Annotated in this window: 20 protein-coding genes and 1 tRNA gene; 8 read left to right on the top strand and 13 right to left on the bottom strand. The window is 73.8% G+C overall.

Features of this window, described 5'->3' with window-relative positions:
- Positions 1-194: 194 nt before the first annotated feature.
- Positions 195-1,007: a LuxR family transcriptional regulator gene (locus tag IE219_RS21480; RefSeq protein WP_189979900.1), complete on the top strand. Its 813-nt coding sequence runs from the start codon at positions 195-197 to the stop codon at positions 1,005-1,007.
- Positions 1,008-1,148: 141 nt separating this feature from the next.
- On the opposite strand, the gene IE219_RS21475 is transcribed toward IE219_RS21480, so the two are convergent.
- Positions 1,149-1,646: a MarR family winged helix-turn-helix transcriptional regulator gene (locus IE219_RS21475; protein WP_189979899.1), complete on the bottom strand. Its 498-nt coding sequence runs from the start codon at positions 1,644-1,646 to the stop codon at positions 1,149-1,151.
- Between the two features lie 159 nt (positions 1,647-1,805).
- Between IE219_RS21475 and IE219_RS21470 the strand changes: the two genes are divergently transcribed.
- The gene (locus IE219_RS21470) at positions 1,806-2,633 is read left to right on the top strand and encodes a trans-aconitate 2-methyltransferase (RefSeq protein ID WP_189979898.1); all 828 of its coding nucleotides are present in this window, start codon (positions 1,806-1,808) and stop codon (positions 2,631-2,633) included.
- A 143-nt stretch (positions 2,634-2,776) separates the two neighbouring features.
- On the opposite strand, the gene IE219_RS21465 is transcribed toward IE219_RS21470, so the two are convergent.
- Together IE219_RS21465 and IE219_RS21460 are read right to left on the bottom strand one after the other, a co-directional pair.
- Positions 2,777-3,457: a TetR/AcrR family transcriptional regulator gene (locus IE219_RS21465; RefSeq protein ID WP_189979897.1), complete on the bottom strand. Its 681-nt coding sequence runs from the start codon at positions 3,455-3,457 to the stop codon at positions 2,777-2,779.
- Complete coding sequence (locus IE219_RS21460; RefSeq protein ID WP_189979896.1) at positions 3,454-4,446, bottom strand: acyl-CoA desaturase; 993 nt, start codon at positions 4,444-4,446, stop codon at positions 3,454-3,456. Before IE219_RS21460 ends, IE219_RS21465 begins: the two co-directional genes overlap by 4 nt.
- Before the next feature lie 234 nt (positions 4,447-4,680).
- Here IE219_RS21460 and ppc point away from each other — a divergent pair, with 234 nt between their 5' ends.
- Complete coding sequence (gene ppc, locus IE219_RS21455) at positions 4,681-7,410, top strand: phosphoenolpyruvate carboxylase (protein WP_189979895.1); 2,730 nt, start codon at positions 4,681-4,683, stop codon at positions 7,408-7,410.
- A gap of 66 nt (positions 7,411-7,476) precedes the next feature.
- Here the strand turns inward: ppc and IE219_RS21450 are convergent, their stop codons facing one another.
- The 8 genes from IE219_RS21450 to IE219_RS21415 form a co-directional block, all read right to left on the bottom strand.
- Complete coding sequence (locus IE219_RS21450) at positions 7,477-8,295, bottom strand: LPXTG cell wall anchor domain-containing protein (protein WP_189979893.1); 819 nt, start codon at positions 8,293-8,295, stop codon at positions 7,477-7,479.
- A gap of 142 nt (positions 8,296-8,437) precedes the next feature.
- Positions 8,438-8,881, bottom strand: coding sequence for a hypothetical protein (locus IE219_RS21445; protein ID WP_189979891.1), 444 nt, complete (start codon positions 8,879-8,881; stop codon positions 8,438-8,440).
- Positions 8,882-8,920: 39 nt separating this feature from the next.
- Complete coding sequence (pth, locus tag IE219_RS21440) at positions 8,921-9,517, bottom strand: aminoacyl-tRNA hydrolase (protein ID WP_189979889.1); 597 nt, start codon at positions 9,515-9,517, stop codon at positions 8,921-8,923.
- Positions 9,518-9,645: 128 nt separating this feature from the next.
- Positions 9,646-10,236, bottom strand: a complete 591-nt coding sequence (locus tag IE219_RS21435) for a 50S ribosomal protein L25/general stress protein Ctc (RefSeq protein ID WP_189979887.1) — start codon at positions 10,234-10,236, stop codon at positions 9,646-9,648.
- A gap of 248 nt (positions 10,237-10,484) precedes the next feature.
- Positions 10,485-11,459 carry a ribose-phosphate diphosphokinase gene (locus IE219_RS21430; protein WP_189979885.1) on the bottom strand — a complete coding sequence of 325 codons (975 nt, stop codon included), beginning with the start codon at positions 11,457-11,459 and terminating at the stop codon, positions 10,485-10,487.
- 122 nt (positions 11,460-11,581) lie between these two features.
- Positions 11,582-13,015: a bifunctional UDP-N-acetylglucosamine diphosphorylase/glucosamine-1-phosphate N-acetyltransferase GlmU gene (gene glmU, locus IE219_RS21425; RefSeq protein ID WP_268256854.1), complete on the bottom strand. Its 1,434-nt coding sequence runs from the start codon at positions 13,013-13,015 to the stop codon at positions 11,582-11,584.
- A 164-nt stretch (positions 13,016-13,179) separates the two neighbouring features.
- Positions 13,180-13,250: transfer RNA gene (locus tag IE219_RS21420), tRNA-Gln, on the bottom strand.
- 6 nt (positions 13,251-13,256) lie between these two features.
- Positions 13,257-14,129, bottom strand: a complete 873-nt coding sequence (locus tag IE219_RS21415; RefSeq protein WP_189979882.1) for a helix-turn-helix domain-containing protein — start codon at positions 14,127-14,129, stop codon at positions 13,257-13,259.
- A gap of 128 nt (positions 14,130-14,257) precedes the next feature.
- Between IE219_RS21415 and IE219_RS21410 the strand changes: the two genes are divergently transcribed.
- On the top strand, positions 14,258-15,607 hold the full coding sequence (locus IE219_RS21410) for a sensor histidine kinase (protein ID WP_189979879.1): 1,350 nt from the start codon (positions 14,258-14,260) through the stop codon (positions 15,605-15,607).
- 165 nt (positions 15,608-15,772) lie between these two features.
- Here the strand turns inward: IE219_RS21410 and IE219_RS21405 are convergent, their stop codons facing one another.
- Positions 15,773-16,387, bottom strand: a complete 615-nt coding sequence (locus IE219_RS21405; protein WP_229849916.1) for an SUKH-3 domain-containing protein — start codon at positions 16,385-16,387, stop codon at positions 15,773-15,775.
- A gap of 8 nt (positions 16,388-16,395) precedes the next feature.
- On the bottom strand, positions 16,396-16,908 hold the full coding sequence (locus IE219_RS21400) for a YwqJ-related putative deaminase (protein ID WP_189979877.1): 513 nt from the start codon (positions 16,906-16,908) through the stop codon (positions 16,396-16,398).
- Positions 16,909-17,264: 356 nt separating this feature from the next.
- Between IE219_RS21400 and IE219_RS21395 the strand changes: the two genes are divergently transcribed.
- From IE219_RS21395 to mfd, 4 genes are all read left to right on the top strand, one after another.
- Positions 17,265-18,263 carry an SMI1/KNR4 family protein gene (locus IE219_RS21395; protein ID WP_189979875.1) on the top strand — a complete coding sequence of 333 codons (999 nt, stop codon included), beginning with the start codon at positions 17,265-17,267 and terminating at the stop codon, positions 18,261-18,263.
- Positions 18,264-18,270: 7 nt separating this feature from the next.
- Positions 18,271-20,691: an SUKH-4 family immunity protein gene (locus tag IE219_RS21390; RefSeq protein ID WP_189979873.1), complete on the top strand. Its 2,421-nt coding sequence runs from the start codon at positions 18,271-18,273 to the stop codon at positions 20,689-20,691.
- Between the two features lie 136 nt (positions 20,692-20,827).
- Positions 20,828-21,769: a cellulose-binding protein gene (locus IE219_RS21385; protein WP_189979872.1), complete on the top strand. Its 942-nt coding sequence runs from the start codon at positions 20,828-20,830 to the stop codon at positions 21,767-21,769.
- Between the two features lie 234 nt (positions 21,770-22,003).
- Complete coding sequence (gene mfd, locus IE219_RS21380; protein ID WP_189979871.1) at positions 22,004-25,567, top strand: transcription-repair coupling factor; 3,564 nt, start codon at positions 22,004-22,006, stop codon at positions 25,565-25,567.
- The last annotated feature ends 108 nt before the right edge of the window (positions 25,568-25,675 follow it).

The raw sequence follows: 25,675 nt of genomic DNA, 5'->3' as shown, positions 1-25,675 counted from the left end.
GCGGTGCCCTCCCGCCCCTACTCTGTGGGCAGCACCGGTGGGGGCCGGTGCCGTTCAGGGGAACGAGTGCCGTCGGGTACGGCGCCGGGAGCGGGGTAGCAGTCAGGGCACGGCGGCGGCCGTGCGCCCGACGGACCCGCCCCCGGCGCCGTACCGCGCCGGTCGCCTCTCCTCGACCCTTGGGGGTTTTCTCCGTGGCACGAATCCGCGTCCTGGTGGTGGACGACCACCGCGTCTTCGCCGAGTCCCTGGCCGCCGCGCTCGCGGCCGAGCCCGACGTCGACGTCGCCGCCGCGGGCAGCGGTCCGGCGGCGGCGCGCTGCCTGGAGCGGGGCGCGGCGGAGGGCCGCCGCTTCGACGTGCTGCTCGTCGACGCCGACCTGGGCGCCGTCCCCTCCGGCCTCGCCCCGTCCGGCCTCGCCCCGTCCGGACCGGTGCCGTCCGGCCTGGTGCCGGTGCAGCCGGGGCCCGGCGCGGACCGGGCCGGGGACGGGTCCGCCGCGGACGGGATCGCGCTGGCGGGCGAGGTGCGGGCGGCCCATCCGGGGGTCCGCGTCGTGGTCCTCGCCGAGCGGGACGACGCCCGCCGGGCCGCGCTCGCCCTCCAGGCGGGGGCCTCGGGCTGGGTGGCGAAGGACTGCTCGCTCCAGCGGCTGCTGGCCGTGGTGCGGGGGGTGCTGCGGGACGAGACCCATCTGCCGCCGGCGCTGCTGACGGGGGTGCTGCGGGAGCTGACGGAGGCCCGGCGGCACCGGACGGAGAGCGAGCGCCTGGTGGAGGCGCTGACCCCGCGCGAGCGGGAGGTGCTGTGCTGCATGGTGGCGGGGCTCGGCCGGAAGGCGGTCGCGGAGCGGCTGTTCCTCTCCCCGCACACGGTCCGCACCCACATGCAGAACGTGCTGGGGAAGCTGGGCGTGCACTCGACCCTGGCGGCGGTGGCCCTGGCCCGGCGCGCGGGCGTGGGCCCGGCACCGCTGGATCCGGTGCCGGTGCCAGGGCCTGGCTGACCATTCGCGTCGGATCAGGCCGGGTCGTTCGGTGCGTGCGATCGGCGTGCGGTCGGGGCGCCCTCGTAGCGGAGCTACTTGGGCGTTTCGGCCGTGCGGCGAGCGGGCGTGCCGGGCCCGGCGGGAATGGTCAGCCAGGCCCTAGCCGGGGAGGTTGTCGAACGGGGCGGTCAGCCGGCGTAGCAGCGCGGCGAGTTCGGCCCGCTGGGAGCCGGAGAGCCGGGCGAGGATGGCCCGTTCCTGGGCGAGGAGTCCGGCCAGTGCCTCGTCGGCGCGGTCCCGTCCCTCCGGGGTGAGCCGGACGAGGACCCCGCGCCGGTCGCTGGGGTCGGGCAGCCGCTCGACGAGGCCCTTCTTGGTGAGCCGGTCGATGCGGTTGGTCATGGTCCCGGAGGTGACCAGGGTCTGGGTGAGGAGCTGGCCGGGGGAGAGCTGGTACGGGGCTCCGGCGCGGCGCAGCGAGGTGAGGACGTCGAACTCCCAGGGCTCCAGCTGGTGCTCCGAGAAGGCGATCCGGCGGGCGCGGTCGAGGTGCCGGGCCAGCCGGGAGACGCGGCTGAGGACCTCCAACGGTTCCACGTCGAGGTCCGGGCGCTCTCGGCGCCATGCAGCGACCAGCCGGTCGACCTCGTCCTCCATGTGATCAGTGTAGTGGGTCTGTTGACATAAAGTCTCTTGTCTTCGAGTTTCTCGCCTTCAAGTTTCTTGACATCGAGATACCAGGGTGGGGAGCATGGACGGCGGGAACCGGCCGCGCGGCCCCGACGCGGCGCCCGTACCGCGAGGAGGCACCCCCGCATGGACCCCGCCACCGCACCCGTCTGGAACCCGGAGCAGTACCTCCGGCACGCCACCCACCGCACCCGCCCCTTCCTCGACCTCCTCGCCCGGGTGCCCGCCCCGCCCCCGCACGCCGGCCCCCTCCGCATCGCCGACCTCGGCTGCGGCGCGGGCAACGTGACGGCCCTCCTCACCGAGCGCTGGCCCGCCGCCCGCGTCACCGGCTTCGACCTCTCCCCCGAGATGCTCGAACGGGCCGAACGGGACTGGGCCGGCCCCACCCCCGGCGGCGGCCGCCTCGACTTCCGCCCCGCCGACCTCGCCGACTGGACCCCCGACGAGCCCTACGACCTGATCGTCTCCAACGCCGCCCTCCAATGGGTCCCCGGCCACGCCGACGCCCTCCCCGGCTGGATCGACGGCCTCCGCCCCGGCGGCACCCTCGCCCTCCAGGTCCCCGGCAACTCCGCCGCCCCCAGCCACACCGTCGTCGACGCCCTCTGCGCCGGCCCCGCCTGGCGCGCCCGCCTCGGCGACCGGGCCCGCGGCCGCACCCGCGTCCTCGAACCCGCCGACTACCTCACCCGGCTCACCGCCCTCGGCTGCGCCGCCGACGTCTGGGAGACCACCTACTGCCAGCTCCTGACCGGCGAGGACCCCGTCCTCGACTGGGTCAGGGGCACCGCCCTGCTGCCCGTCCTCACCGCCCTCGCCGACGACCCCGAGGCCACCGACGCCTTCCTCGGCGAATGCCGCGCCCTGCTGCGCGAGGCGTACCCGCCCGGCCCGCACGGCACCGTCTTCCCCTTCCGCCGGATCTTCGCCGTCGCCCACAAGCCCCACTGACCCGCCCGGCCCCACCGACCCGCCCGGCCCCCGGACACGGCGGCCCCCTGGACACGGCGGCCCCCCGGACACGGCGGAGCCCCGCACCGGATCTCCGGTGCGGGGCTCCGCCGTACGCGGGTGTACGGGGACGGCCGGGGCCGTCAGTTCTTGCGGTGGCCTATCAGCCGCGGCTTCTGCTCCATGCCGTCCAGGCCGTGCCACGCCAGGTTCACCAGATGCGCGGCCACCTCGGCCTTCCGCGGCTTGCGCACGTCCAGCCACCACTGGCCGGTCAGCGCCACCATGCCCACCAGCGCCTGCGCGTACAGCGGCGCCAGCTTCGGATCGAACCCCCGCGCCTTGAACTCCAGGCCCAGGATGTCCTCCACCTGCGTGGCGATGTCGCTGATCAGCGACGCGAACGTGCCCGTCGACTGCGCCACCGGGGAGTCCCGTACGAGAATCCGGAAACCGTCCGTGTAGTTCTCGATGTAGTCGAGCAGCGCGAACGCCGCCTGCTCCAGGAGCTCGCGCGGATGCCCGGCGGTCAGCGCCCCCGTCACCCCGTCGAGGAGCTGGCGCATCTCCCGGTCGACCACGACCGCGTACAGCCCCTCCTTGCCGCCGAAGTGCTCGTACACCACCGGCTTCGAGACCCCGGCCTTCGCCGCGATCTCCTCCACCGACGTGCCCTCGAACCCCTTCTCCGCGAAGAGCGTCCGGCCGATGTCCAGCAACTGCTCCCGCCGCTGGGCGCCGGTCATCCTCACCCGGCGGCCGCGCCGGGGCTTCTGCTCGCTGCCGCTGCCTGCACTGCCGTCGATCGCCACGTCCTCCATCATGCCGCGTCGGCGGAGGCGGACCGGCGCCGGGCGTCGATCCGCTCCTGCGCGGGCCACCGCACGTCGCTCGCCCAGCCCGCCAGCTCGAACCAGCGGATCAGCCGCGCGCTGGAGTCGACCTGCCCCTTCAGCACCCCGTGCCGGGCCGCGGTCGGGTCCGCGTGGTGCAGGTTGTGCCACGACTCGCCGCACGACAGGACCGCCAGCCACCACACGTTCCCCGAGCGGTCGCGGGACTTGAAGGGACGCTTGCCCACCGCGTGGCAGATCGAGTTGATCGACCACGTCACGTGGTGCAGCAGCGCCACCCGTACCAGCGAGCCCCAGAAGAACGCGGTGAACGCGCCCCACCACGACCACGTCACCAGACCGCCCACCAGCGGCGGGATCGCCAGCGACACGATCGTCCACAGCACGAACTGCCGCGAGATCCGCCGGATCGCCGGGTCCTTGATCAGATCGGGGGCGTACTTGTGCTGCGGCGTCTGCTCCTCGTCGAACATCCAGCCGATGTGCGCCCACCACAGGCCCTTCATCAGCGCCGGAACCGTCTCGCCGAACCGCCACGGCGAATGCGGGTCGCCCTCCGCGTCCGAGAACTTGTGGTGCTTGCGGTGGTCCGCCACCCAGCGCACCAGCGGCCCCTCCACCGCCAGCGAGCCCATGACCGCCAGCGCGATCCGCAGCGGACGCTTCGCCTTGAACGAACCGTGCGTGAAGTACCGGTGGAAACCGATCGTGATCCCGTGGCAGCCGATGAAGTACATCGCCGTCATCAGCCCCAGGTCCAGCCAGCTCACCCCCCAGCCCCAGGCCAGCGGCACCGCCGCCACCAGCGCCGCGAACGGCACCGTGATGAACAGCAGAAGGGTGATCTGCTCGACGGAGCGCTTGCTGTCCCCGCCGAGGGTGGCGGAGGGCAGGGCCCGGACGTCGTCCGGCGCCTCGGCGGCTGAGGCGGCCGGGGCCACCTCGGGGCTGATGGTCATGACTGTCCCCTGGGGGGTGTGGGTGAGGGTGGGTACGCGAAGGGCCGAAGGCTACGGCTCCGTAACCTACGGCGACGTAAGTATGGCAGCGCGGCGGCACGCGGCAAGAGGGCACAAGCGGGGGGCTGCCCCGCGTCCAGGGAATGGACACCTATCCTGGAGTCGTCGGACAGCGCGGTCCGCAAGCCTCCAGAACCCTCCAGACGTGCTTGAACACTGCAAGGAGCCGCACCTGTGAGCAGTGCCGACCAGACCCCCACCGCCAGCGCCGAGCTGCGCGCCGACATCCGCCGACTGGGCGACCTCCTCGGCGAGACCCTCGTGCGCCAGGAGGGCCACGAGCTCCTCGACCTCGTCGAGAAGGTCCGCCGCCTCACCCGGGAGGACGGTGACGCGGCGGCCGAGCTGCTGCGCGGCGTCGAACTGGAGACGGCCGCGCGGCTCGTCCGCGCCTTCTCCACCTACTTCCACCTCGCCAACGTCACCGAGCAGGTGCACCGCGGCCGGGAGCTGCGCGAGAAGCGCGCCGCCGAGGGCAGCCTCCTCGCCCGCACCGCCGACATGCTCAAGGACGGCGACCCCGAGCACGTCCGCGAGACGGTCAAGAACCTCAACGTGCGCCCCGTCTTCACCGCGCACCCCACCGAGGCCGCCCGCCGCTCCGTCCTCAACAAGCTCCGCCGCATCGGGACCCTCCTGGAGACCCCGGTCATCGAGGCCGACCGGCGCCGCCACGACCTCCGCCTGGCCGAGAACATCGACCTCATCTGGCAGACCGACGAGCTCCGCGTCGTCCGCCCGGAGCCCGCCGACGAGGCCCGCAACGCCATCTACTACCTCGACGAACTCCACGCCGAGGCCGTCGGCGACGTCCTGGAGGACCTCGCCGCCGAACTGGAGCGGGTCGGCTTCGAACTGCCCTCCGGCACCCGCCCGCTCACCTTCGGCACCTGGATCGGCGGCGACCGCGACGGCAACCCCAACGTCACCCCGCAGGTCACCCGCGACGTCCTGATCCTCCAGCACGAGCACGGCATCACCGACGCCCTGGAGCTCATCGACTACCTGCGCGGCCTGCTCTCCAACTCCATCCGCTACACCGGGGCCACCCAGGAACTCCTGGACTCCCTCCAGCGCGACCTGGAGCTCCTCCCCGAGATCAGCCCCCGCTACAAGCGGCTCAACGCCGAGGAGCCGTACCGGCTCAAGGCGACCTGCGTCCGCCAGAAGCTCCTCAACACCCGCGAGCGCCTCGCCCAGGGCACCCCGCACCAGGACGGCCGCGACTACCTCGGCACCGCCGAGCTGCTGCACGACCTCACCCTGATCCAGACCTCCCTGCGCGAGCACCGCGGCGGCCTCTTCGCCGACGGCCGGATGGACCGCACCATCCGCACCCTCGCCGCCTTCGGCCTCCAGCTCGCCACCATGGACGTCCGCGAGCACGCCGACGCCCACCACCACGCGCTCGGCCAGCTCTTCGACCGCCTCGGCGAGGAGTCCTGGCGGTACGCCGACATGCCCCGCGACTACCGGCAGCGGCTCCTCGCCAAGGAGCTCCGCTCCCGCCGGCCGCTCGCCCCCACCCCGGCCCCGCTCGACGCCGCCGGACAGAAGACCCTCGGCGTCTTCCACACCGTCAAGGAAGCCTTCGAGCGCTTCGGCCCCGAGGTCATCGAGTCCTACATCATCTCGATGTGCCAGGGCGCCGACGACGTCTTCGCCGCCGCCGTCCTCGCCCGCGAGGCCGGCCTGCTCGACCTGCACGCCGGCTGGGCCAAGATCGGCATCGTGCCGCTCCTGGAGACCACCGACGAGCTGCGCGCCGCCGACGTCATCCTCAACGACATGCTCGCCGACCCCTCCTACCGGCGCCTCGTCGCGCTGCGCGGCGACGTCCAGGAGGTCATGCTCGGCTACTCGGACTCCTCCAAGTTCGGCGGCATCACCACCTCCCAGTGGGAGATCCACCGCGCCCAGCGCCGACTGCGCGACGTCGCCCACCGCTACGGCGTCCGGCTGCGCCTCTTCCACGGCCGCGGCGGCACCGTCGGCCGCGGCGGCGGCCCCTCGCACGACGCGATCCTCGCCCAGCCCTGGGGCACCCTGGAGGGCGAGATCAAGGTCACCGAGCAGGGCGAGGTCATCTCCGACAAGTACCTCATCCCGTCGCTGGCCCGCGAGAACCTCGAACTGACGGTCGCGGCCACGCTCCAGGCGTCCGCCCTGCACACCGCGCCCCGCCAGTCCGACGAGGCGCTGGCCCGCTGGGACGCGGCCATGGACACCGTCTCCGACGCCGCCCACACCGCCTACCGCAAGCTCGTCGAGGACCCGGGCCTGCCGGCGTACTTCCTCGCCTCCACCCCCGTCGACCAGCTCGCCGACCTGCACCTGGGCTCGCGGCCGTCCCGCCGCCCCGGCTCCGGCGTCTCCCTCGACGGACTGCGCGCCATCCCGTGGGTCTTCGGCTGGACCCAGTCCCGCCAGATCGTCCCCGGCTGGTACGGCGTCGGCTCCGGCCTCAAGGCGCTGCGCGAGGCCGGTCTCGACGCGGTCCTCGGCGAGATGCACGAGCACTGGCACTTCTTCCGCAACTTCCTCTCCAACGTCGAGATGACGCTGGCCAAGACGGACCTGCGGATCGCCCGCCACTACGTCGACACCCTCGTCCCCGACGAGCTCAAGCACGTCTTCGACGCCATCGAGGCCGAGCACGCGCTGACGGTCGAGGAGGTCCTCAAGGTGACGGGCGGCCGGCAGCTGCTCGACTCCAACCCGGTCCTCCAGCAGACCTTCGCCATCCGCGACGCCTACCTGGACCCGATCTCCTACCTCCAGGTCGCCCTGCTCGCCCGCCAGCGGGCCGAGGCCGAGGCCGGCCGGGAGCCGGACCCGCTGCTCGCGCGGGCCCTCCTCCTCACCGTCAACGGCGTGGCCGCGGGCCTGCGCAACACCGGCTGACGGACCCGGACACCGAAGAGTGCCCCCGCGGGAATCCCGCGGGGGCACTCGTGCGCCGGGGGCGCGTCAGTTCTGCGCGGCCTTGCGGCGGCGCATCACCAGGAAGCCGCCGACGGCGGCGAGCGCGGCGGCGACACCGGCCAGCACGCCGATCGGGGCGCTGGAGCCGGTCTCGGCGAGGTTGCCCTCGGAGCCGCCGGTGGCGGCCGAGCCGCCTGTGGCGGTGGTCTCACCGGTGGCCCCACCCGTGGCGGTGGTCTCGCCCGTCGCGGTCCCGCCCGTGGTGGTCTCACCGGTCGTGGTCTCACCGGTGGTGGTGGTCTCACCGGTCGTCGTCTCGCCCGTGGTGGTCTCACCGGTCGTGGTCTCGCCGGTGGTCGTCTCACCGGTCGTGGTCTCACCCGTGGTGGTCTCGCCGGTCGTCGTCTCACCCGTGGTGGTCTCGCCGGTGGTGGAGCCGCCCGTGGTCGGGTTCTCGTCCTCGCAGTCGATCCAGAAGACCTTCTGCTTGGCCTTGCCGTGCTCGCCCTTGAAGGTCCACTCCAGCTTGTAGTGGCCGTCGGGGAGCTTGATGTCGTCGGTACGGCCGTTGCCGGAACCGTCCAGCGTCAGCGTGCCCGAGGTCCCCTTGAGGTCGGCCGTCGGCGCCTGGCCCTTGATGTCCCAGGAGATCTCCTGGGCGCTGTCGAACTTGAAGCCCGTCAGGTAGAACTCGCAGACGTGCGGCTGGTTCGCCTTGATCTCCTGGCCGGTCTTCGATTCGTGGACCTTGACCGTGCCGTTGTCACCCTTGGGGCCACCCGAGGCGGAGGCGGCCGGCGCCAGGATCAGGGACCCCGTCACGGCGGCGACGAGTGCGCCGGAGGATATGAGAGTACGTCGCATGTGCAGTCGTCCATCTATGGGATGAGGGATGCCGTGGGGGATGGCGCTCGCAGCCTATCCGCCTCTTTAAGCCACACTTAAGGCGGATCCCCATAACGATTGCGCCAGCAATCGTTTGAAACCGGCCATGTCCCTCCGGCGATCACAGCGTGAAGAACGCCGCCAGGACCACCGCCGCACCCGCGCCCGCCACCGACCAGGCCGTTCGCCGCATCCGCAGGCCCCCCGCCACCAGCGGCGCCGACAGCAGCAGCGCGCCGCCCAGCGGCAGCCAGGCGTGCAGCCCGCCGCCCCACCCGGCCCGTACGCCCTCGTCCGTCCCCGGCTTCACCACCACCGGGATCCGCGAGCCGGGTCCCGCCGCCACCGACCGCTCGATGGTCAGCGTCCGCCGCGCGGACGCCGGGTCGTCCGGCGTGTAACTGCCGCTGCACCGCTCGTCCGTGCAGCCCGTCACCGCCAGCGTGCCGTGCTCCCGGCCCTTCGACAGCAGGACGTGCTGCGCCGAACCCCAGGACGCCCACACCCCCGCGACCACGAGCAGCAGGGCGACCAGGACCATGGCGGCGTTACGGACGTGCGTCATGGTCCGCGATCGTACAGTCGTACCGCGCGGGGTCCGGTCTCAGGAGTTGTACGCCGACTGCGCCCGCTCCAGACCCTCCGTCACCAGGCACTCCACCGCGTCCGCCGCCCGGTCCACGAACCAGTCCAGCTCCTTGCGCTCGGTGGAGGAGAAGTCCTTCAGCACGAAGTCCGCCACCTGCATGCGGCCCGGCGGACGCCCGATCCCGCACCGCACCCGGTGGTACTCCGCGCCCATCGACTTCGTCATCGACTTCAGGCCGTTGTGCCCGTTGTCCCCGCCGCCGAGCTTCAGCCGCAGCGTCGCGTAGTCGATGTCCAGCTCGTCGTGGACCGCCACCACGTGCGCGGTCGGCACCTTGTAGAAGTCGCGCAGCGCCGTCACCGGGCCGCCCGACAGGTTCATGTACGACATCGGCTTCGCCAGCACCACCCGGCGGCCGGCCGGACCGACCGGACCCAGCCGGCCCTCCAGGACCTGCGCCTGGGCCTTCTGCGCCCGCTTGAACTTCCCGCCGATCCGCTCCGCCAGCAGGTCCGCCACCATGAAGCCGATGTTGTGGCGGTTGCCCGCGTACTCGGGGCCCGGGTTGCCGAGGCCGACGATCAGCCAGGGCGCGTTCGCGTCGTCGGTCATCGAACTCTCCTCGTGGAGTCGGAGGTGGGGAGGGGGGGAGGGGGAGCGGGAGAAGGGAAGAACATGACGAAACGGGGTGGCGGGCCGCACGGCCCGCCACCCCGTCACGTCGGACGAGAGCCTACGGCTCAGGCCTCGGCGGCCTCGTCGGCGGCGCCCTCGGCGGCGGGCTCCTCGGCCTGGGCGGCCAGGACCTGGAGGACCACGGCGTCGGCCTCGGTCACCAGGGAGACGCCGGACGGCAGGGTGATGTCACCGGCGGTGACGGAGGCGCCGGCCTCCAGGCCCTCGACGGAGACCGTGACGGCCTCGGGGAGGTGGGTGGCCTCGGCCTCGACGGAGAGGGTGTTCAGGACGTGCTCCAGCAGGTTGCCACCGGCGGCGAGCTCGCCCTCGGCGACGACCGGAACCTCGACGGTGACCTTCTCGCCGCGCTTCACGAGGAGGAGGTCGACGTGCTCCAGGAAGCCCTTCAGCGGGTCGCGCTGGGCGGCCTTCGGGATGGCGAGCTCCTGGCCCTTGCCGTCGATGTCCAGGGAGAGCAGCACGTTCGGCGTGCGCAGCGCCATGGTGAGCTCGTGGCCCGGGAGGGTCAGGTGGACCGGGTCCGAACCGTGGCCGTAGAGAACGCCGGGGACCTGGCCCTCGCGGCGGATCTTGCGGGCGGCGCCCTTGCCGAACTCCGAGCGGAGCGACGCGGCGATCTTGACCTCGGACATGAGGCACTCCTCGTGAAAGGTGACGGAAAAGAAGGTCACCCGGCCACGACTGGCGATGGCCTGCTACGAAGAGCGCGTCGATAACGGACCGCCGTGGACCCTGGACGGGTACCGGCCTCCCTCGCCGAGCAACCCCGGCAGTCTACCCGCCGCCCCCCGGCCGCCCAAATGGATCACGGACGGCCCCCGCCGGGAACGGCGGAGGGCCGCCTCCCCGACGGGGAGACGGCCCTCACGGGACGAGCGGCTCAGTGCTCCTCGAAGAGGCTCGTCACCGAGCCGTCCTCGAACACCTCGCGCACCGCGCGCGCGATCGTCGGCGCGATCGACAGCACGGTGATCTTGTCCAGCTCCAGGGCGCCCGGCACCGGCAGGGTGTCCGTGAAGACGAACTCGCTCACCTTGGAGTTCTTCAGGCGGTCGGCGGCCGGGCCCGACAGGATGCCGTGCGTGGCCGTCACGATGACGTCCTCGGCGCCGTGCGCGAAGAGGGCGTCGGCGGCGGCGCAGATCGTGCCGCCGGTGTCCACCATGTCGTCGACGAGGACGCAGACGCGGCCCTTCACGTCACCGACGACCTCGTGGACGGTGACCTGGTTGGCGACGTCCTTGTCACGGCGCTTGTGGACGATCGCCAGCGGCGCGTCCAGACGGTCGCACCAGCGGTCGGCGACGCGCACGCGGCCGGCGTCCGGGGAGACGATCGTCAGCTTCGAGCGGTCGACCTTGGCGCCCACGTAGTCGGCGAGCACCGGCAGCGCCGACAGGTGGTCCACCGGGCCGTCGAAGAAGCCCTGGATCTGGTCGGTGTGCAGGTCCACGGTCAGGATGCGGTCCGCGCCGGCCGTCTTCATCAGGTCCGCCACCAGACGGGCCGAGATGGGCTCGCGGCCGCGGTGCTTCTTGTCCTGCCGGGCGTAGCCGTACGACGGGACGATCACGGTGATGCTCCGGGCCGAGGCCCGCTTCAGAGCATCGATCATGATCAGCTGCTCCATGATCCACTTGTTGATCGGAGCCGTGTGGCTCTGGATCAGGAAGCAGTCCGCGCCGCGCGCCGACTCCTGGAAGCGGACGTAGATCTCACCGTTGGCGAAGTCGAACGCCTTGGTCGGAACGAGACCGACGCCCAGCTGGTGCGCGACCTCCTCGGCCAGCTCGGGGTGGGCGCGGCCGGAGAAGAGCATCAGCTTCTTCTCGCCGGTCGTCTTGATCCCGGTCACAGCACTGTCTCCTCAGACGTGTTCTCTGGCCGCGGGCCCCGCGCACCTAGGGCGCGTGTGCGAACCAGCCGAATTTGTGTGCACGTATCACGGTACGCCGAGTTCGGCGTACCTGTTTCCGGTCAGCTTTCGCCGGCGGGCTCCTCGGTGGCGGCCTGGGCGGCCTGCGCGGCGGCGCTGCCGGGACGCTTCCGCGCCACCCAGCCCTCGATATTCCGCTGCTGGCCACGGGCGACGGCCAGGGCGCCGGCCGGCACGTCCTTCGTGATCACGGACCCGGCAGCGGTGTAGACCCCGTCCCCGAGGGTGACGGGAGCCACAAACATGTTGTCCGAACCGGTCCGGCAGTGGGAGCCGATCGTGGTGTGGTGCTTGGCCACGCCGTCGTAGTTGACGAAGACGCTCGCCGCACCGATGTTCGAGTGGTCGCCGATCGTCGCGTCGCCCACGTACGACAGGTGGGGGACCTTGGTGCCCTCGCCGATCGTCGCGTTCTTCATCTCGACGTAGGTGCCGGCCTTCGCCTTCGTCCCGAGCCGGGTGCCCGGACGCAGGTAGGCGTACGGCCCCACGGAGGCGCCGTCGCCGATCACGGCCGAGACCGCGACCGCGTTGTCCACCCGGGCGCCCCGGCCCACGGTGGTGTCCGTCAGGCGGGTGTTCGGGCCGACCTCGGCGTCCTCGCCGATGTGCGTGGCGCCCAGGAGCTGCGTGCCCGGGTGGATCACGGCGTCCGGCTCGAAGGTGACGGTCACGTCCACCACCACGGAGGACGGGTCCACGAAGGTCACGCCCGCCGTCATCGCCGCCTCCACCAGCCGGCGGTTCAGCAGGACGCGGGCCTCGGACAGCTGCACCCGGTTGTTGATGCCGAGGATCTCCCGGTGGTCGGCGGCCACGGAGGCGCCCACCCGGTGCCCGGCCTCGCGCAGGATCGACAGCACGTCGGTGAGGTACTCCTCGCCCTGGCTGTTGTCCGTGCGCAGCTGCTTGATCGCCTCGGCGAGCAGCGCGCCGTCGAAGGCGAACACGCCGGAGTTGATCTCGCGGATGTCGAGCTGGCCGGGAGAGGCGTCCTTGTGCTCGACGATCGCGGTCACGGCGCCGGTGGCCAGGTCCCGCACGATCCGCCCGTACCCGGTGGCGTCCGGCACCTCGGCCGTCAGCACGGTCACGGCGTTGCCGTCGGCGGCGTGCGTGCCGGCCAGCGAGGCCAGCGTCGCCCCGGAGAGCAGCGGCGTGTCGCCGCAGACCACCACGACGGTCCCCTCGGGCGCGGCGCCCAGCTCCTCCAGCGCCATCCGCACCGCGTGCCCGGTCCCGTTCTGCTCCTCCTGCACGGCGGTACGGGTCCCCGGGTACGCCTCCTCCAGGTGCCCCCGGACCCGCTCCCGGGCGTGCCCCACGACCACCACGAGGTGCTCGGGCTCCAGCTCGCGCGCGGCCGACACCACGTGCCCGACGAGCGACCGCCCGGCGATCTCGTGCAGCACCTTGGGCGTCTTGGACTTCATACGGGTGCCCTCACCCGCAGCGAGGACGACGACGGCCGCCAAGGGGGTCTCCCCTGTTCGAGCGGAGCCGAGAACTTGGGGGAGGTTGGCGCTCACGGATATGCCCTTCGGCTTTGGATGGTGGACGCACGAAGGATACCGGGGGGTTGGGGGGCGGGCATGGACAAGGGTCCTGACCTGCATGGTCAGGACCCTTGTCCGAGAAGCTCCCGGGGGAGGACTCGAACCCCCATATGGAGAACCAAAATCTCCCGTCTTGCCCTTAGACGACCCGGGATGGGATTTATGCCCGCTTCCGGTGATCCGGTGGGGACGCCGCCCCTACTATGCCGTACCAGGCGCCTTCGATGCGACGGTACAAGTCGGCGCTGCCGCGAACGCGGACGACGAGGCATCCCCGGTATTCCGCCCCGGTGTTCTTGCGGACCGTCTTCGGGTTGTGGCGCTTGAGGGTCGTCTTGCCGAAGCGCGTCGGGTCCACACCGAGGAGTTCCGCCCAGTGGAGCTCGGCGGCGGCCACGTCCGCGGTCTCGTGGATCATGAGGCTGTACGTGCGCCGCTCGGCGGGGACGTCCAGCAGGTCGAGCCAGGCCGCGAAGACCCGCACCATCCCGGGGTCGCTGTTGACGAAGGTGACGCGCTCGCGCCGCGCGTGGGGCTTGTCCTTCGTGCCCTCGGCCCAGTAGAGCCCCACGCCCAGGAGGAAGAGCTCGCGGGCCGACAGGGTGCCGATCTCGTCGTGCGCCGCCCGCTTGACGGCCTGCCTCTCCTCCTCGCGGCGGCGCAGTGTCGTCTCCCACCCGCGCCTGGCGATCTCCGACGCCTCCTCCGGGGTCCGGTTCCGTTCCGGCTTCGGCAGGTCCCGGACCCACCGGCTGATCGAGCTCTTCGAGCAGCCCAGTTCGACCTGGATCCGGTCGTAGGTCATGCCCTGGAGGCGGAGCTCTCGGGCGCGGGCGCGGAGGTCGTCCTTCGCGCGGGGGCGCTTTGTCCACTCCGGTGGGGGCTCGCCCTCGACCAGGCGCTGGAGGAGGTCGTTGTTGTAGATCTTCAGGCGGTCGCGGATCCGGCGGAGGCTGAGGCCCTCGCGACGGAGGGCCACCGCCTGGGCGCGTAGGCCCTCGAAGTCCGCGTACCTGTTCATTTCTGCGGCCATGCGATGAGAGTCGTCCAGAATGCGGACACATGCGTCGAAAACTTCAGTGATTCAACAGTTCGAGGGACTGGCGTGCGAGCTGTTGACGTCCTTCGGATTTCGCAGGGGGCCGCCCGTAGGGTGGGGGCATGACCGCAACGGGGGCAGATCGGGACGCGCCGGGCGCGCGGGGCTGGTGGTGGTGGGCGCGGCGCCGGAGTGCCGTGTTCGACGGGGCGCTGGCGCTGGTGTCGGCGGTGGAGTGCGCGGCGGAGGGGGTTTCGTTCGCGGGGCGGGCGGGGGTGCCGGAGGGGGCCGGCGCGCTGCTCGGCCTCCTCGTGGGGTCCGTGCTGCTGGTGCGGCGCCGGTGGCCGATAGCCGTGGTGCTGGTGTCGGTGGCGGTGGCACCGGCCGAGATGGGCTTCCTGATGGGGATCGTCGGGCTGTACACGCTCGCCGCCTCGGAGGTCCCGCGCCGGTACACGGCGGTCCTGGCGGGCATGGCGACGGTGGCCGTGTTCGTGGTGACGGCGGTGGAGATGCGGCGGGACATCGCCGCGCAGGCCGACGGCTTCGACCCGAACGTCTGGTACGTGCCGGTCATGGCCCTCTTCATGACGCTGGGCCTGAACGCGCCGCCGGTCCTCTTCGGCCTGTACATAGGGGCGCGCCGGCGGCTGATGGAGAGCCTGCGGGAGCGGGCGGACAGCCTGGAGCAGGAGCTGTCGCTGCTGGCGGACCGGGCGGAGCAGCGGGCGCAGTGGGCGCGGCAGGAGGAGCGGCGGCGGATCGCGCGGGAGATGCACGACGTGGTCGCGCACCGGGTGTCGCTGATGGTGGTGCACGCGGCGGCGCTCCAGGCGGTGGCGCTGAAGGACCCGCAGAAGGCGGTGAAGAACGCGGCGCTGGTGGGTGACATGGGGCGCCAGGCGTTGACGGAGCTGCGGGAGATGCTGGGGGTGCTGCGGGAGGAGCCGGCCGCGGGCCCCCCGGCGGCCCCGGCGGGGGTGCCGCTGGCGGCGGTGGGCCGGGCGGCGGCCGCGGCGGCGCAGGCGGCGGCCTCGGGGGAGCCCGCGGACGGTGCCGGCACCGGGGACGGGCCGGGGCTGGGTGCCCTGGAGGACCTGTGCGAGCAGTCGCGGCTGGCGGGGGCGGCGGTCGAGCTGGCGGTGCTGGGGGAGGCGCGGCCGTATCCGCCGGAGGTGGGGCGGACGGCGTACCGGGTGGTGCAGGAGGCGCTGACGAACGTGCACAAGCACGCGCCGGGGGCGGCGGTCGTGGTGCGGCTCGCGCACCGGGAGGCCGAGGTGGCGATGCAGGTGGAGAACGGCCCGTCGGACGCCGGGGTCGCGGACGTGGGGCTGCCGTCCGGGGGGAACGGCCTGGTGGGCATGAAGGAGCGGGTCGTCCGGCTGGGCGGCGTCTTCGTGTCGGGCCCGACGGACGCGGGCGGCTTCCGGGTCTCGGCGGTCATCCCGGTGGGGGCCGAGGGGTCCTGACCGCGTGCCCGGCGGACCGCGCCCGGTGAGCGGGAGACCGGCCGCGCCCGGCGGACCAGCCGCCCGCGCGCCCGACCGCGCGCCCGTACAGCCGTGTGTCCGTACAGAGGTGCGTCCGTACCGTCGTACAGCCGTGTGTCCGTACGGCGGCGCGGCCGGTGGGGGTCAGGCCGTGGTGAGGCGGGTGGGGCGGGAGCCGGTGACGAGGGTGTTGAGGGCGGTGTCGATGTCCTTGCCGAGGTACCAGTCGCCCGCGTGGTCGAGGCTGTAGACCCGGCCCTCGACGTCCATGGCGAGGACCGCCTGGTGGTCGCCCTCCTCGCCGAGCGGGGCCAGCTCGGTGCCGAGCGCCCGGCCGAGGTCGCCCAGGGTGCGGGCGAGGTGGAGCCCCGCGAGCGGGTCGAAGCGGAGGGTGGCGGGCGCTATCTGCCGCCCGTGGCCGGGGGCGGTGAGCCGCAGCCCGCCGAACTCGGCCCACGCCTCGACGGCGGCGGGGAAGACGCTGTGCCGGTGTCCGGCGGGGGAGTGGTGGGCGCGCAGGGCGTCGGCCCACTCCTCGGCGAGCTTGATGTCCCAGCGGCCGGGCTGCCAGCCGGCCTCGCGCAGGGCCGCGTCGACGTTCACGGGGAAGCGCGTGGTGCCGAGCCGGGGACCGGAACGGCCCTCCGGGGCGGGGCGGCCGTCGGGTCCGGCGCCGTCCGGGGCGGGGCGCGGGTCGGGCAGCGGGCGGTCCTGGCCCGGGGCGGTGCGCGGGTCCGGGTGCGGGTGGTGGTCGGCCATGGGTGCGGTCAGCCGTTCTCGGTGGGCGCGGCGGGGTCGACGGCGCGGACGCCGAAGTGGTCGAGGAGGGCGGTACAGGACCGGCAGGGCGCCGCGTAGCTGCCGTGCAGGGGGTCGCCGTCCTCGCGGATCCGCCGTGCGGTGATCTTGGCCTGGCGGAGGCTGCGGCGGGCCTCGCCCGGGGTGAGGGGCTTGCGCTGGGCGCGCTTGGAGCGGCCGGTCTCGGTGGCGGTGAGGTGCCGGGAGAGCAGGATGGCCTCGGGACAGCGCCCGGTGAACCGTTCCCGCTGGCCGCTGGTGAGGGTGTCGAGGAAGTCCTGCACCAGGGGGTGGAGGACGGGCGGTGCCTCGCCGCGCCCCGCCGTGCAGGTGAGGGTCTCGCCGCGGACGGAGAGGGCGGCCCCGACGGTGGGGAGGATGCCGTCGCGGCGGTGGAGGAGCGCGGGGGGACGGCCGGTCCCGGTGTCGCTGCTCCAGTTGAGGCGTGGGTCACCCTGCGTGGGCGTCGTGCTGGCGTACATGGTGCTGGTCTTCCCCTCCTGCAATCCCCCGAGTTGCGGTGCACAGCCTGCCAAATAGGGAGCCATATGGGGAAGCTGGGGCGGCGGAACGACGTGTCGGTGTGTCGGAATCATGGTGTGTCTGTCATGACGTCGTGACGTTTGGTGACGACGGGGTGGGTGGGGGGCCGGGCCGGGGATCGGGCCGGTCCGTGGTCTTGTGGCAGCGCATAGGCTGTGCGGGACCGCCCGGGCGCGGTCGCGTGCGAGGGCGTCCGGCGGGAGGAACGAGCAGTAGCCAGCAGTGACCAGCAGTGACAGAAGCAGCAGTCAGTAGTCCAGCAGTAGTCAGTGACGCCACGCAGGGGGCAACCGCCATGACGACAGGTCGGCTCGGGCAGTCCACCGCGCCGCCGAACGCGGCCTATGCCGGGCAGCTCGTACGGTTCCCGGACCCGGTGCGCGCCTCCCGCCATCCCCGGGGGGTGCGGGTGGACGAGCGCGGCCACCCGGACTTCTCGCCGTACGCGCGCGCGGCGGCGGAGGTCGCGGAGCCCCCGGAGGGCTTCGGCGTCGACGAGCTGCGGCTGACGGACTACGTGTCGGCGAACGCGGCGATGGCCGCGACCGGCCACGAGCTGTGGGACACGATCCCGGCGGTGGCGACGCCGCACGGCTGGACGTGGCACCACGTGGCGGGGACGCGCCGGCTGGAGCTGGTCCCGGTCGAGGTGAAGGCCCTGCTCCGGCACCACGGCGGGATCGCGACGGCGGCGGTGGACCACGCCAAGCGCGGCACGCGCCCGCTCCAGGAGACCCGCCCGGCGCACTTCGGGCTGCCGAAGGGCCGGGTCGCGGTGTCGGAGCAGCAGCTCCAGGGCGTCGAGGAGGACCTGGGCTACCGGCTGCCGGGGGCATACCGCTCCTTCCTGAAGGCGGCGGGCGGCTGCGCCCCGGTGGGGACGGCGCTCGACGCGGAGCTGGGGCTCCTGGTGGACCAGCCGTTCTTCACGGTGCGCGAGGAGGCGGGGGTCAACGACCTCGTCTACGTGAACAAGTGCCTGCGGGACCATCTGACGAAGGACTACCTCGGGGTGGCGTTCGTGCAGGGCGGCCTGGTGGCGGTGAAGGTGCGCGGCGCGGCGGCCGGTTCGGTGTGGTTCTGCGCCTACGACGACGTGCGGGACGGCGGGCCGGAGTCCGCCGCCTGGTCGGTGGAGGAGCGGGTGGAGCGGTTGCTGATGCCCTGCGGTGAGGACTTCGACGCGTTTCTGCTGCGGCTCGCGGGCAACCCGCCGGAGCTGGAGACGGTCGCGAACCTGATGGTGGACGGCGGCTTCGCGCGCGCCGTGCCCGTGGCCCCGGTGGAAGGGTGAGCCGGCTGTGGTGACGTTCGCGCAGGCGCAGGAGCGCGCCGAGGAGTGGATCAACGGCGACCTGCCGCCGTACCAGCACCAGGAGGTGCGGGTACGGGAGTTCGAGCTCGGTTTCGTGGTGTGGTCGGAGCCCCGCGAGGGCGGCCCGACGGCGGACACCGGCCGGCAGCGGCTGGTCGTCGCCAAGGACTCCGGCGAGGCCACGCTGTGGCCGGGGCTGCCGGTGGGCGAGGTCATCCGGCGGTACGAGGAGGAGTACGGGGTCGCCGGAGCGGCCGATCCGGCTCCGGCCGCGCCGCCCGCCCGGATCGACCTGAACCAGACGTCGTTCCTGCTGAGCCCGCCGGAGTGGCTCCAGGACGCGGCCGACAAGATCGGCCTGCCGCAGCGGCCGAACGCCTCGCAGGAGGAGGCGCCGGAGGAGCCGGACGAGGAGGCGGTCGCGGACGCGCCCGCGCCGTCGGTGTCCTCGGTCTCCTCGGAGGGCGCCGAGACCCCGGCCGCCCTCGTCTCGGCGTCGTCGGCCTCCTCGGCGTCGTCCTCCGTGTCGGAGCCCTCGGCCCCGGTCGCGGACGACGAGCACGAGCCGACGGCCATGGACGGCGTCCCGGCGGCGCCGGGCAGCCCGTGGGCCGACGCCAACGCCAGCTCCGGCGGCATGGGCGGCGTACCGCTGCCCGCGACCGTCTTCGCGCCGCCGCTGTCGGGCGCCGACGACGAGGACGCGCCGCCGCCGGTGGTGGGCGCCGACGCGCCGACGGCGCTGATGCAGGGCGGCAGCGCGCTGCCCAGGACGGCGATCGCGCCGCGCCTCGACCCGGCCGCGCCGGCGCCGCAGGGCGCCACCCCGCCGCCGGCCGTCCCGCCCGCCGCGCCGCCGCCCTTCGCGCCCCCGCCGGGTCCCGGCGCCGGGGGGATCGCGGACGCGGCGACGAGCAAGGCCGAGGTGACGCCGCCCCGCGGACCGGCGGGACCGCCGCCCCCGCCGGGAGCGCCCGGCACGCCCGGCACCCCCGCTCCGGGGACGCCCGCCGCCGCGTACGTACCGACGCAGATGATGCCGCAGACGCCGCCGCCGATGCCCGCCCCGGCCCCGGTGCCCGCCCCGGCGCCGCCCGCGCCGCCCGGCCCGGTGACGCCGCCGCAGCCGGTGCACCACGCGGCGACGATGCTGGCGCACCCGGGTCCCGGCGGCCCCGGCGGCACCGGTGGCGCGGGCACCCCGCCGCCCCCGCCGTCGGCCCCCGGCGCGCCGGGCACGCCCGCGCACGGGATCGAGCACGCGGCGACGATGCTGGCGCACCCGGGTCCCGGCGGCCCCGGCGGCACCGGCGGTCCGGGCGCCCCGCCGCCTCCGCCGGGCCCCGCCCCGGCGGCGCCCGGCGCGCCCCGGCCCGCTCCGGCGGCGCCCGGCGCGGCCCCCGCGTACGGCTATCCGCAGCAGCCGCCGGGCGGCGTCCCGACGGTGGGCCCCGGCTACCAGGCGGTCCTGCGCTTCCGGGCGCCGGACGGCTCGGAGCAGCAGATCATCCGGCGGTCGGCGCCGGGCACCCCGCACCCGGAGTGGCAGATCCTGCACGAGCTGCGCGCCATGAACGTGCCGCCGCAGCAGGTGCTCGAACTCCACACGGAGCTGGAGTCCTGCGAGCTGCCGGGCGGCTACTGCGCGCGGATGATCCGGGAGACCTTCCCGCAGGCGCGGATCACGAGCATCGCCCCGTACGGCCGCGACCACGCGGGCCGGCAGCAGGGCATGCGGCAGCTCCTCACCCACCAGGGCGAGCTGCACCAGGTGGCGGACGGCCCGGCGCGGCCCGCGCCGGTGCGGGCCCCGCTGCCGCAGGTGCAGCCCGCGCCGCCGGTGCCGCCGGAGGGCGTGGCGCAGGAGCTGGCGGGGGCCTTCGGTCCCGGCATCCTCCGCTTCGACCAGCGCGCGGTGTCCCGGCAGGGCGTACCGGAGGCGGTGGCGGTCACCCTGATGTGGGCGGGCCTTCCGGCGGACTTCGGGCCGTTCTTCTGGGCGCAGCCGGCGATGCCGGTGGTGCCGACGCTGGCGGAGCTGGCGGCGCAGCGGCAGGTGCAGGCGGCGCCGGACGCCGGTTCGTACCTGGTGCTGGGGTCGGACTTCGGCCGGGCGGTCTGCGTCCAGTACGGCACCGCGCACATCGTGGCGGTGCCGGTGGAGGCCGGTCCGGGCGGGGCCCCGGTGCCGCCGCAGTTCGTGAACACGGGGCTGCCGGAGTTCACGCGGTCGATGGCGCTGCTGGGCCGGATGTGGCGGCTGCGGTTCGGGCTGACGCCCGAGCAGGCGGGCCGGTGGACGGTCGACTTCCAGGCGCAGCTGGCGATGCTGGACCCGGCGGCGCTGTCGTCGCCGGAGAACTGGTGGTCGGTGCTGCTGGAGCAGATGTGGGACGGCCTGCTCTGACACCCGCTGAGGCGGAATGTGACGAAGGGCGCTCGATGTGTGACGGCATCGGGCGCCTTTTGTCCGTTCTTATGGCGCATCCTGGACGGGTCGGACCGCAGGGAACCGGACCGCGGAGATGAGGGGCGTCATAAGGATGAGTTTCGCCGTCGGACGGGGCCGGGGGTACCGCCCGGAGCAGGTCGACCGCTACCTCGCCGAGCTCTCCGCGGAGTGCGACGCGGCCCGGGAGCGGGCCCGCCGCTTCGCGGTCCTCGCCGAGGAGGCCGAGGCCGGACTGGCCCGGCTGCGGGAGGCCGTCGCGGCGCTGAAGCCGCAGCGGTACGAGGAGCTGGGCGAGGCCGCGCAGCAGATCCTGCGCCTCGCCGAACAGGAGGACGAGCGGCTCGTCCGCGCCGCCGAGGCCGAGGCCCAGGCCGTCGCGGAGGCCGCCGGCACGGCGGCCCGCGAGGCCCGCGAGGCCGCCGACGCCTACGCCGAGGGGCTCAGGACCGCCGCCGACGCGGAGGCCGGGGCCACCCTGGAGACCGCCCGCGCGCGGGCCGCGGAGCTGACCGTCATCGCCCGCCGCGACGCGGAGGGCGCCCGCGAGGCAGCGGCGGAGGCGTACGGGGAGACGGCGCGGAGCGCGGCGGACCTCCTCGCCCGGCAGGACGAGGAGCACCGCACCGGCACCGCCGAGGCGGTCCGCGCCGCCGCCGGGGAGGCCGCCGCCCTCGACGCCCGGCACGCCGAGCAGGTCGCCGCCGCCGAGGCCCGCCTGGAGGAGGCCCGGCGCGCCCTGGCCCGCACCGAGGAGGAGACCCGGCACGGCCAGGAGGACGCCGAGGCGCGGGCCGGCGAGATCCTCGCGGCGGCCCGGCTGGCGGCGGAGCGCGTCGAGCGGGCGAAGGACCGCGTGCTGCGCGAGCACGACGAGGCGCGCGACGAGATCCACTCCCACATGGACCACATCCGCAACTCCCTCGCCGCCCTCACCGGCCGCGTCACGGGCCCGGAACCCACCCCGGAACCGGAACCGGGCCCGGACCGGGAACCGGCCCCGGAGACCGGGCGCGACCCGGAAGGGACGGCCTAGGCTCCGGCCCGGCCGGCCACCCCTTCCGCGTCTCGCCCCGCAAGCGCCGGGCCCCGTCCTCCGGGACCGGGAAGCGGAGCGTGGGCGGGGGTCTCGCTCCGGCCGGGGGTGGAGGAACCCCCGGTCCGGGGGCCGGTACGTCGTAGGCTGGAGGCCCCGGCCCGTGCGACGTGTCGGGCCGTTCGCGTTGCCTGCTTGTCCGTTCGCCCTCGTACGTACCGGGATGGAAGCTCCATGAGCCTGCACGGTCTGCTCGACCTCGTCGTCAAGGACACGGCCCTCGCGGAGGCGGTGACGGCCGCGAGGGACGGGAGGCGGCCGCACGTGGACCTGGTCGGGCCCCCCGCCGCGCGGCCCTTCGCCGTCGCCGCGCTGGCCCGGGACGCGGGGCGGCCGGTGCTCGCGGTGACGGCCACCGGCCGGGAGGCGGAGGACCTGGCGGCGGCGCTGCGCTCGCTGCTCGACCCCGACACCGTCGTCGACTACCCCTCCTGGGAGACCCTGCCGCACGAGCGGCTCTCGCCCCGCTCCGACACCGTCGGCCGCCGCCTCGCGGTGCTGCGCCGGCTGACCCACCCGAGCCCGGACGACCCCGCCGCCGGGCCCGTCAGCGTCGTCGTCGCCCCGATCCGCTCCGTACTCCAGCCGCAGGTCAAGGGGCTGGGCGACCTGGAGCCGGTGGCGCTGCGCGGCGGCGGCACGGCGGATCTGAACGAGGTCGTGGAGGGGCTGGCGGCGGCCGCGTACTCCCGGGTGGAGCTGGTCGAGAAGCGCGGCGAGTTCGCCGTCCGCGGCGGCATCCTCGACGTCTTCCCGCCCACCGAGGAGCACCCGCTCCGGGTCGAGTTCTGGGGCGACGAGGTCGAGGAGATCCGCTACTTCAAGGTCGCCGACCAGCGGTCCCTGGAGATCGCCGAGCACGGTCTGTGGGCGCCGCCCTGCCGCGAGCTGCTGCTGACCGACGAGGTGCGCGGCCGGGCCGCCGCCCTCGCCCAGGAGCACCCGGAGCTCGGCGAGATGCTGGACAAGATCGCCCAGGGGATCGCGGTCGAGGGCATGGAGTCCCTCGCGCCGGTCCTCGTCGACGACATGGAACTGCTGATCGACGTCCTGCCCGCCGGGTCGATGGCCGTGGTCTGCGACCCCGAGCGGGTCCGCACCCGGGCCGCCGACCTGGTCGCCACCAGCCAGGAGTTCCTCCAGGCGTCCTGGGCGGCGGCGGCGATGTCCGGCGCGGCCGAGGACGCCTCCGGCAAGGGCGGCGGCAAGGCGCCGATCGACGTCGGCGCCGCCTCCCTGCGCGGCATCGCGGACGTCCGCGACCGGGCCCGCGAGCTGGACATGATGTGGTGGACGGTCTCCCCCTTCGCGGCCGACGAGGCCGTCTCCGGGGACACCCTGGTCCTCGGCATGCACGCCCCCGAGTCCTACCGGGGCGACACCGCCCGCGCCCTCGCCGACACCAAGGGCTGGCTGGCCGACGGCTGGCGGACGGTGTACGTGACGGAGGCCCACGGCCCCGCCTCCCGCACGGTCGAGGTGCTCGGCGGCGAGGGCGTCGCGGCCCGCCTCGACGCCGACCTGACCGCGCTCGCCCCGTCCGTGGTGCACGTGGCGTGCGGCTCGATCGACCACGGCTTCGTGGACGAGGCCCTGAAGCTCGCCGTCCTCACCGAGACCGACCTGTCCGGCCAGAAGGCGGCCGGCAAGGACGGGCAGCGGATGCCCGCCAAGCGCCGCAAGACGATCGACCCGCTGACCCTGGAGGCCGGCGACCACATCGTGCACGAGCAGCACGGCGTGGGCCGCTACCTGGAGATGGTGCAGCGCACCGTGCAGGGCGCCACCCGCGAGTACCTGCTCGTCGAGTACGCCCCCGCCAAGCGCGGCCAGCCCGGCGACCGGCTGTACATCCCCACCGACCAGCTGGAGCAGGTCACCAAGTACGTCGGCGGCGAGGCGCCCACCCTGCACCGGCTCGGCGGCGCCGACTGGACGAAGACGAAGCAGCGGGCGAAGAAGGCGGTCAAGGAGATCGCCGCCGACCTGATCAAGCTGTACTCGGCCCGCATGGCGGCCCCCGGCCACGCCTTCGGCGCGGACACCCCCTGGCAGCGGGAGCTGGAGGACGCCTTCCCGTACGCGGAGACCCCCGACCAGCTCTCCACCATCGCCGAGGTCAAGGAGGACATGGAGAAGACCGTCCCCATGGACCGCCTGATCTGCGGCGACGTCGGCTACGGCAAGACGGAGATCGCCGTCCGGGCGGCCTTCAAGGCCGTGCAGGACGGCAAGCAGGTCGCCGTCCTGGTGCCGACCACGCTCCTCGTGCAGCAGCACTTCGGCACCTTCAGCGAGCGGTACGCGCAGTTCCCGGTGAACGTCCGCGCCCTGTCCCGCTTCCAGACGGACACCGAGTCGAAGGCCACCCTGGAGGGGCTGCGGGAGGGTTCGGTCGACGTCGTCATCGGCACCCACCGCCTCTTCGCCTCCGAGACCCGCTTCAAGGACCTCGGCCTCGTCATCGTCGACGAGGAGCAGCGCTTCGGCGTCGAGCACAAGGAGCAGCTGAAGAAGCTGCGGGCCAACGTGGACGTGCTCACCATGTCCGCGACCCCCATCCCCCGCACCCTGGAGATGGCGGTGACCGGCATCCGCGAGATGTCCACGATCACCACCCCGCCGGAGGAGCGCCACCCGGTCCTCACCTTCGTCGGCCCGTACGAGGAGAAGCAGATCGGCGCGGCGATCCGCCGCGAACTGCTCCGCGAGGGCCAGGTCTTCTACATCCACAACCGGGTCGACTCGATCGACCGGGCCGCCGCCCGGCTGCGCGAGATCGTGCCCGAGGCGCGGATCGCGACCGCCCACGGCCAGATGTCGGAGTCCGCGCTGGAGCAGGTCGTCGTCGACTTCTGGGAGAAGAAGTTCGACGTCCTCGTCTCCACGACGATCGTGGAGTCCGGCATCGACATCTCCAACGCCAACACCCTCATCGTGGAGCGCGGCGACAACTTCGGCCTCTCGCAGCTGCACCAGCTGCGCGGGCGGGTCGGCCGGGGCCGCGAGCGCGGCTACGCCTACTTCCTGTACCCGCCGGAGAAGCCGCTCACGGAGACCGCCCACGAGCGGCTCGCGACGATCGCCCAGCACACCGAGATGGGCGCGGGCATGTACGTGGCGATGAAGGACCTGGAGATCCGCGGCGCGGGCAACCTGCTGGGCGGCGAGCAGTCCGGCCACATCGCGGGCGTCGGCTTCGACCTGTACGTCCGCATGGTCGGCGAGGCGGTCGCCGACTACCGCAAGGCGCTGGAGTCCGGCGGCGCGGAGGAGGAGCCGCCGCTGGAGGTCAAGATCGAACTGCCGGTCGACGCGCACGTTCCGCACGACTACGCGCCCGGCGAGCGGCTGCGCCTCCAGGCGTACCGCTCGATCGCCGCGGCGAACACGGAGGAGGACGTCCGGGCGGTGCGGGAGGAGCTGACCGACCGCTACGGCAAGCTCCCCGAGCCGGTCGAGAACCTGCTCCTGGTGGCGGGCCTGCGGATGCTGGCCCGCGCCTGCGGCGTCGGCGAGATCGTCCTCCAGGGCCCGAACATCCGCTTCGCCCCGGTGGAACTGCGCGAGTCGCAGGAGCTGCGGCTCAAGCGGCTCCACCCGAAGGCCGTGATCAAGCCCGCCGCGCACCAGATCCTGGTGCCCCGCCCGGCGACCCGCCCGATCGGCGGAAAGCCGCTCGTCGGGCGCGAACTGCTCGCGTGGACCGGCGAGTTCCTGACGACGATCCTGGACTGAGCGGGGGCGGCGGCCGCCCCGGCGGGCCGGGCGCGCGCCGGGGAGGCCCCGGCCGTTCCGGGAACCCGCCGGGAGCGGCCCGACGCGTCGGACACGGGGGGGCGGCCC

It is taken from the genome of Streptomyces termitum (assembly GCF_014650175.1).
Taxonomy (GTDB): Bacteria; Actinomycetota; Actinomycetes; order Streptomycetales; family Streptomycetaceae; genus Streptomyces; species Streptomyces termitum.
This window is presented reverse-complemented; position numbering and strand designations above follow the sequence as displayed.

Excerpts from the sequence above, each read along its gene's own strand:
- IE219_RS21475 (WP_189979899.1), bottom strand. The coding sequence starts at position 1,646 with ATGGAGGACGAGGTCGACCGGCTGGTCGCTGCATGGCGCCGAGAGCGC.
- IE219_RS21470 (WP_189979898.1), top strand. The coding sequence starts at position 1,806 with ATGGACCCCGCCACCGCACCCGTCTGGAACCCGGAGCAGTACCTCCGG.
- IE219_RS21465 (WP_189979897.1), bottom strand. The coding sequence starts at position 3,457 with ATGATGGAGGACGTGGCGATCGACGGCAGTGCAGGCAGCGGCAGCGAG.
- IE219_RS21460 (WP_189979896.1), bottom strand. The coding sequence starts at position 4,446 with ATGACCATCAGCCCCGAGGTGGCCCCGGCCGCCTCAGCCGCCGAGGCG.
- IE219_RS21450 (WP_189979893.1), bottom strand. The coding sequence starts at position 8,295 with ATGCGACGTACTCTCATATCCTCCGGCGCACTCGTCGCCGCCGTGACG.
- IE219_RS21445 (WP_189979891.1), bottom strand. The coding sequence starts at position 8,881 with ATGACGCACGTCCGTAACGCCGCCATGGTCCTGGTCGCCCTGCTGCTC.
- pth (WP_189979889.1), bottom strand. The coding sequence starts at position 9,517 with ATGACCGACGACGCGAACGCGCCCTGGCTGATCGTCGGCCTCGGCAAC.
- IE219_RS21435 (WP_189979887.1), bottom strand. The coding sequence starts at position 10,236 with ATGTCCGAGGTCAAGATCGCCGCGTCGCTCCGCTCGGAGTTCGGCAAG.
- IE219_RS21415 (WP_189979882.1), bottom strand. The coding sequence starts at position 14,129 with ATGGCCGCAGAAATGAACAGGTACGCGGACTTCGAGGGCCTACGCGCC.
- IE219_RS21410 (WP_189979879.1), top strand. The coding sequence starts at position 14,258 with ATGACCGCAACGGGGGCAGATCGGGACGCGCCGGGCGCGCGGGGCTGG.
- IE219_RS21405 (WP_229849916.1), bottom strand. The coding sequence starts at position 16,387 with ATGGCCGACCACCACCCGCACCCGGACCCGCGCACCGCCCCGGGCCAG.
- IE219_RS21400 (WP_189979877.1), bottom strand. The coding sequence starts at position 16,908 with ATGTACGCCAGCACGACGCCCACGCAGGGTGACCCACGCCTCAACTGG.
- IE219_RS21395 (WP_189979875.1), top strand. The coding sequence starts at position 17,265 with ATGACGACAGGTCGGCTCGGGCAGTCCACCGCGCCGCCGAACGCGGCC.
- IE219_RS21385 (WP_189979872.1), top strand. The coding sequence starts at position 20,828 with ATGAGTTTCGCCGTCGGACGGGGCCGGGGGTACCGCCCGGAGCAGGTC.
- mfd (WP_189979871.1), top strand. The coding sequence starts at position 22,004 with ATGAGCCTGCACGGTCTGCTCGACCTCGTCGTCAAGGACACGGCCCTC.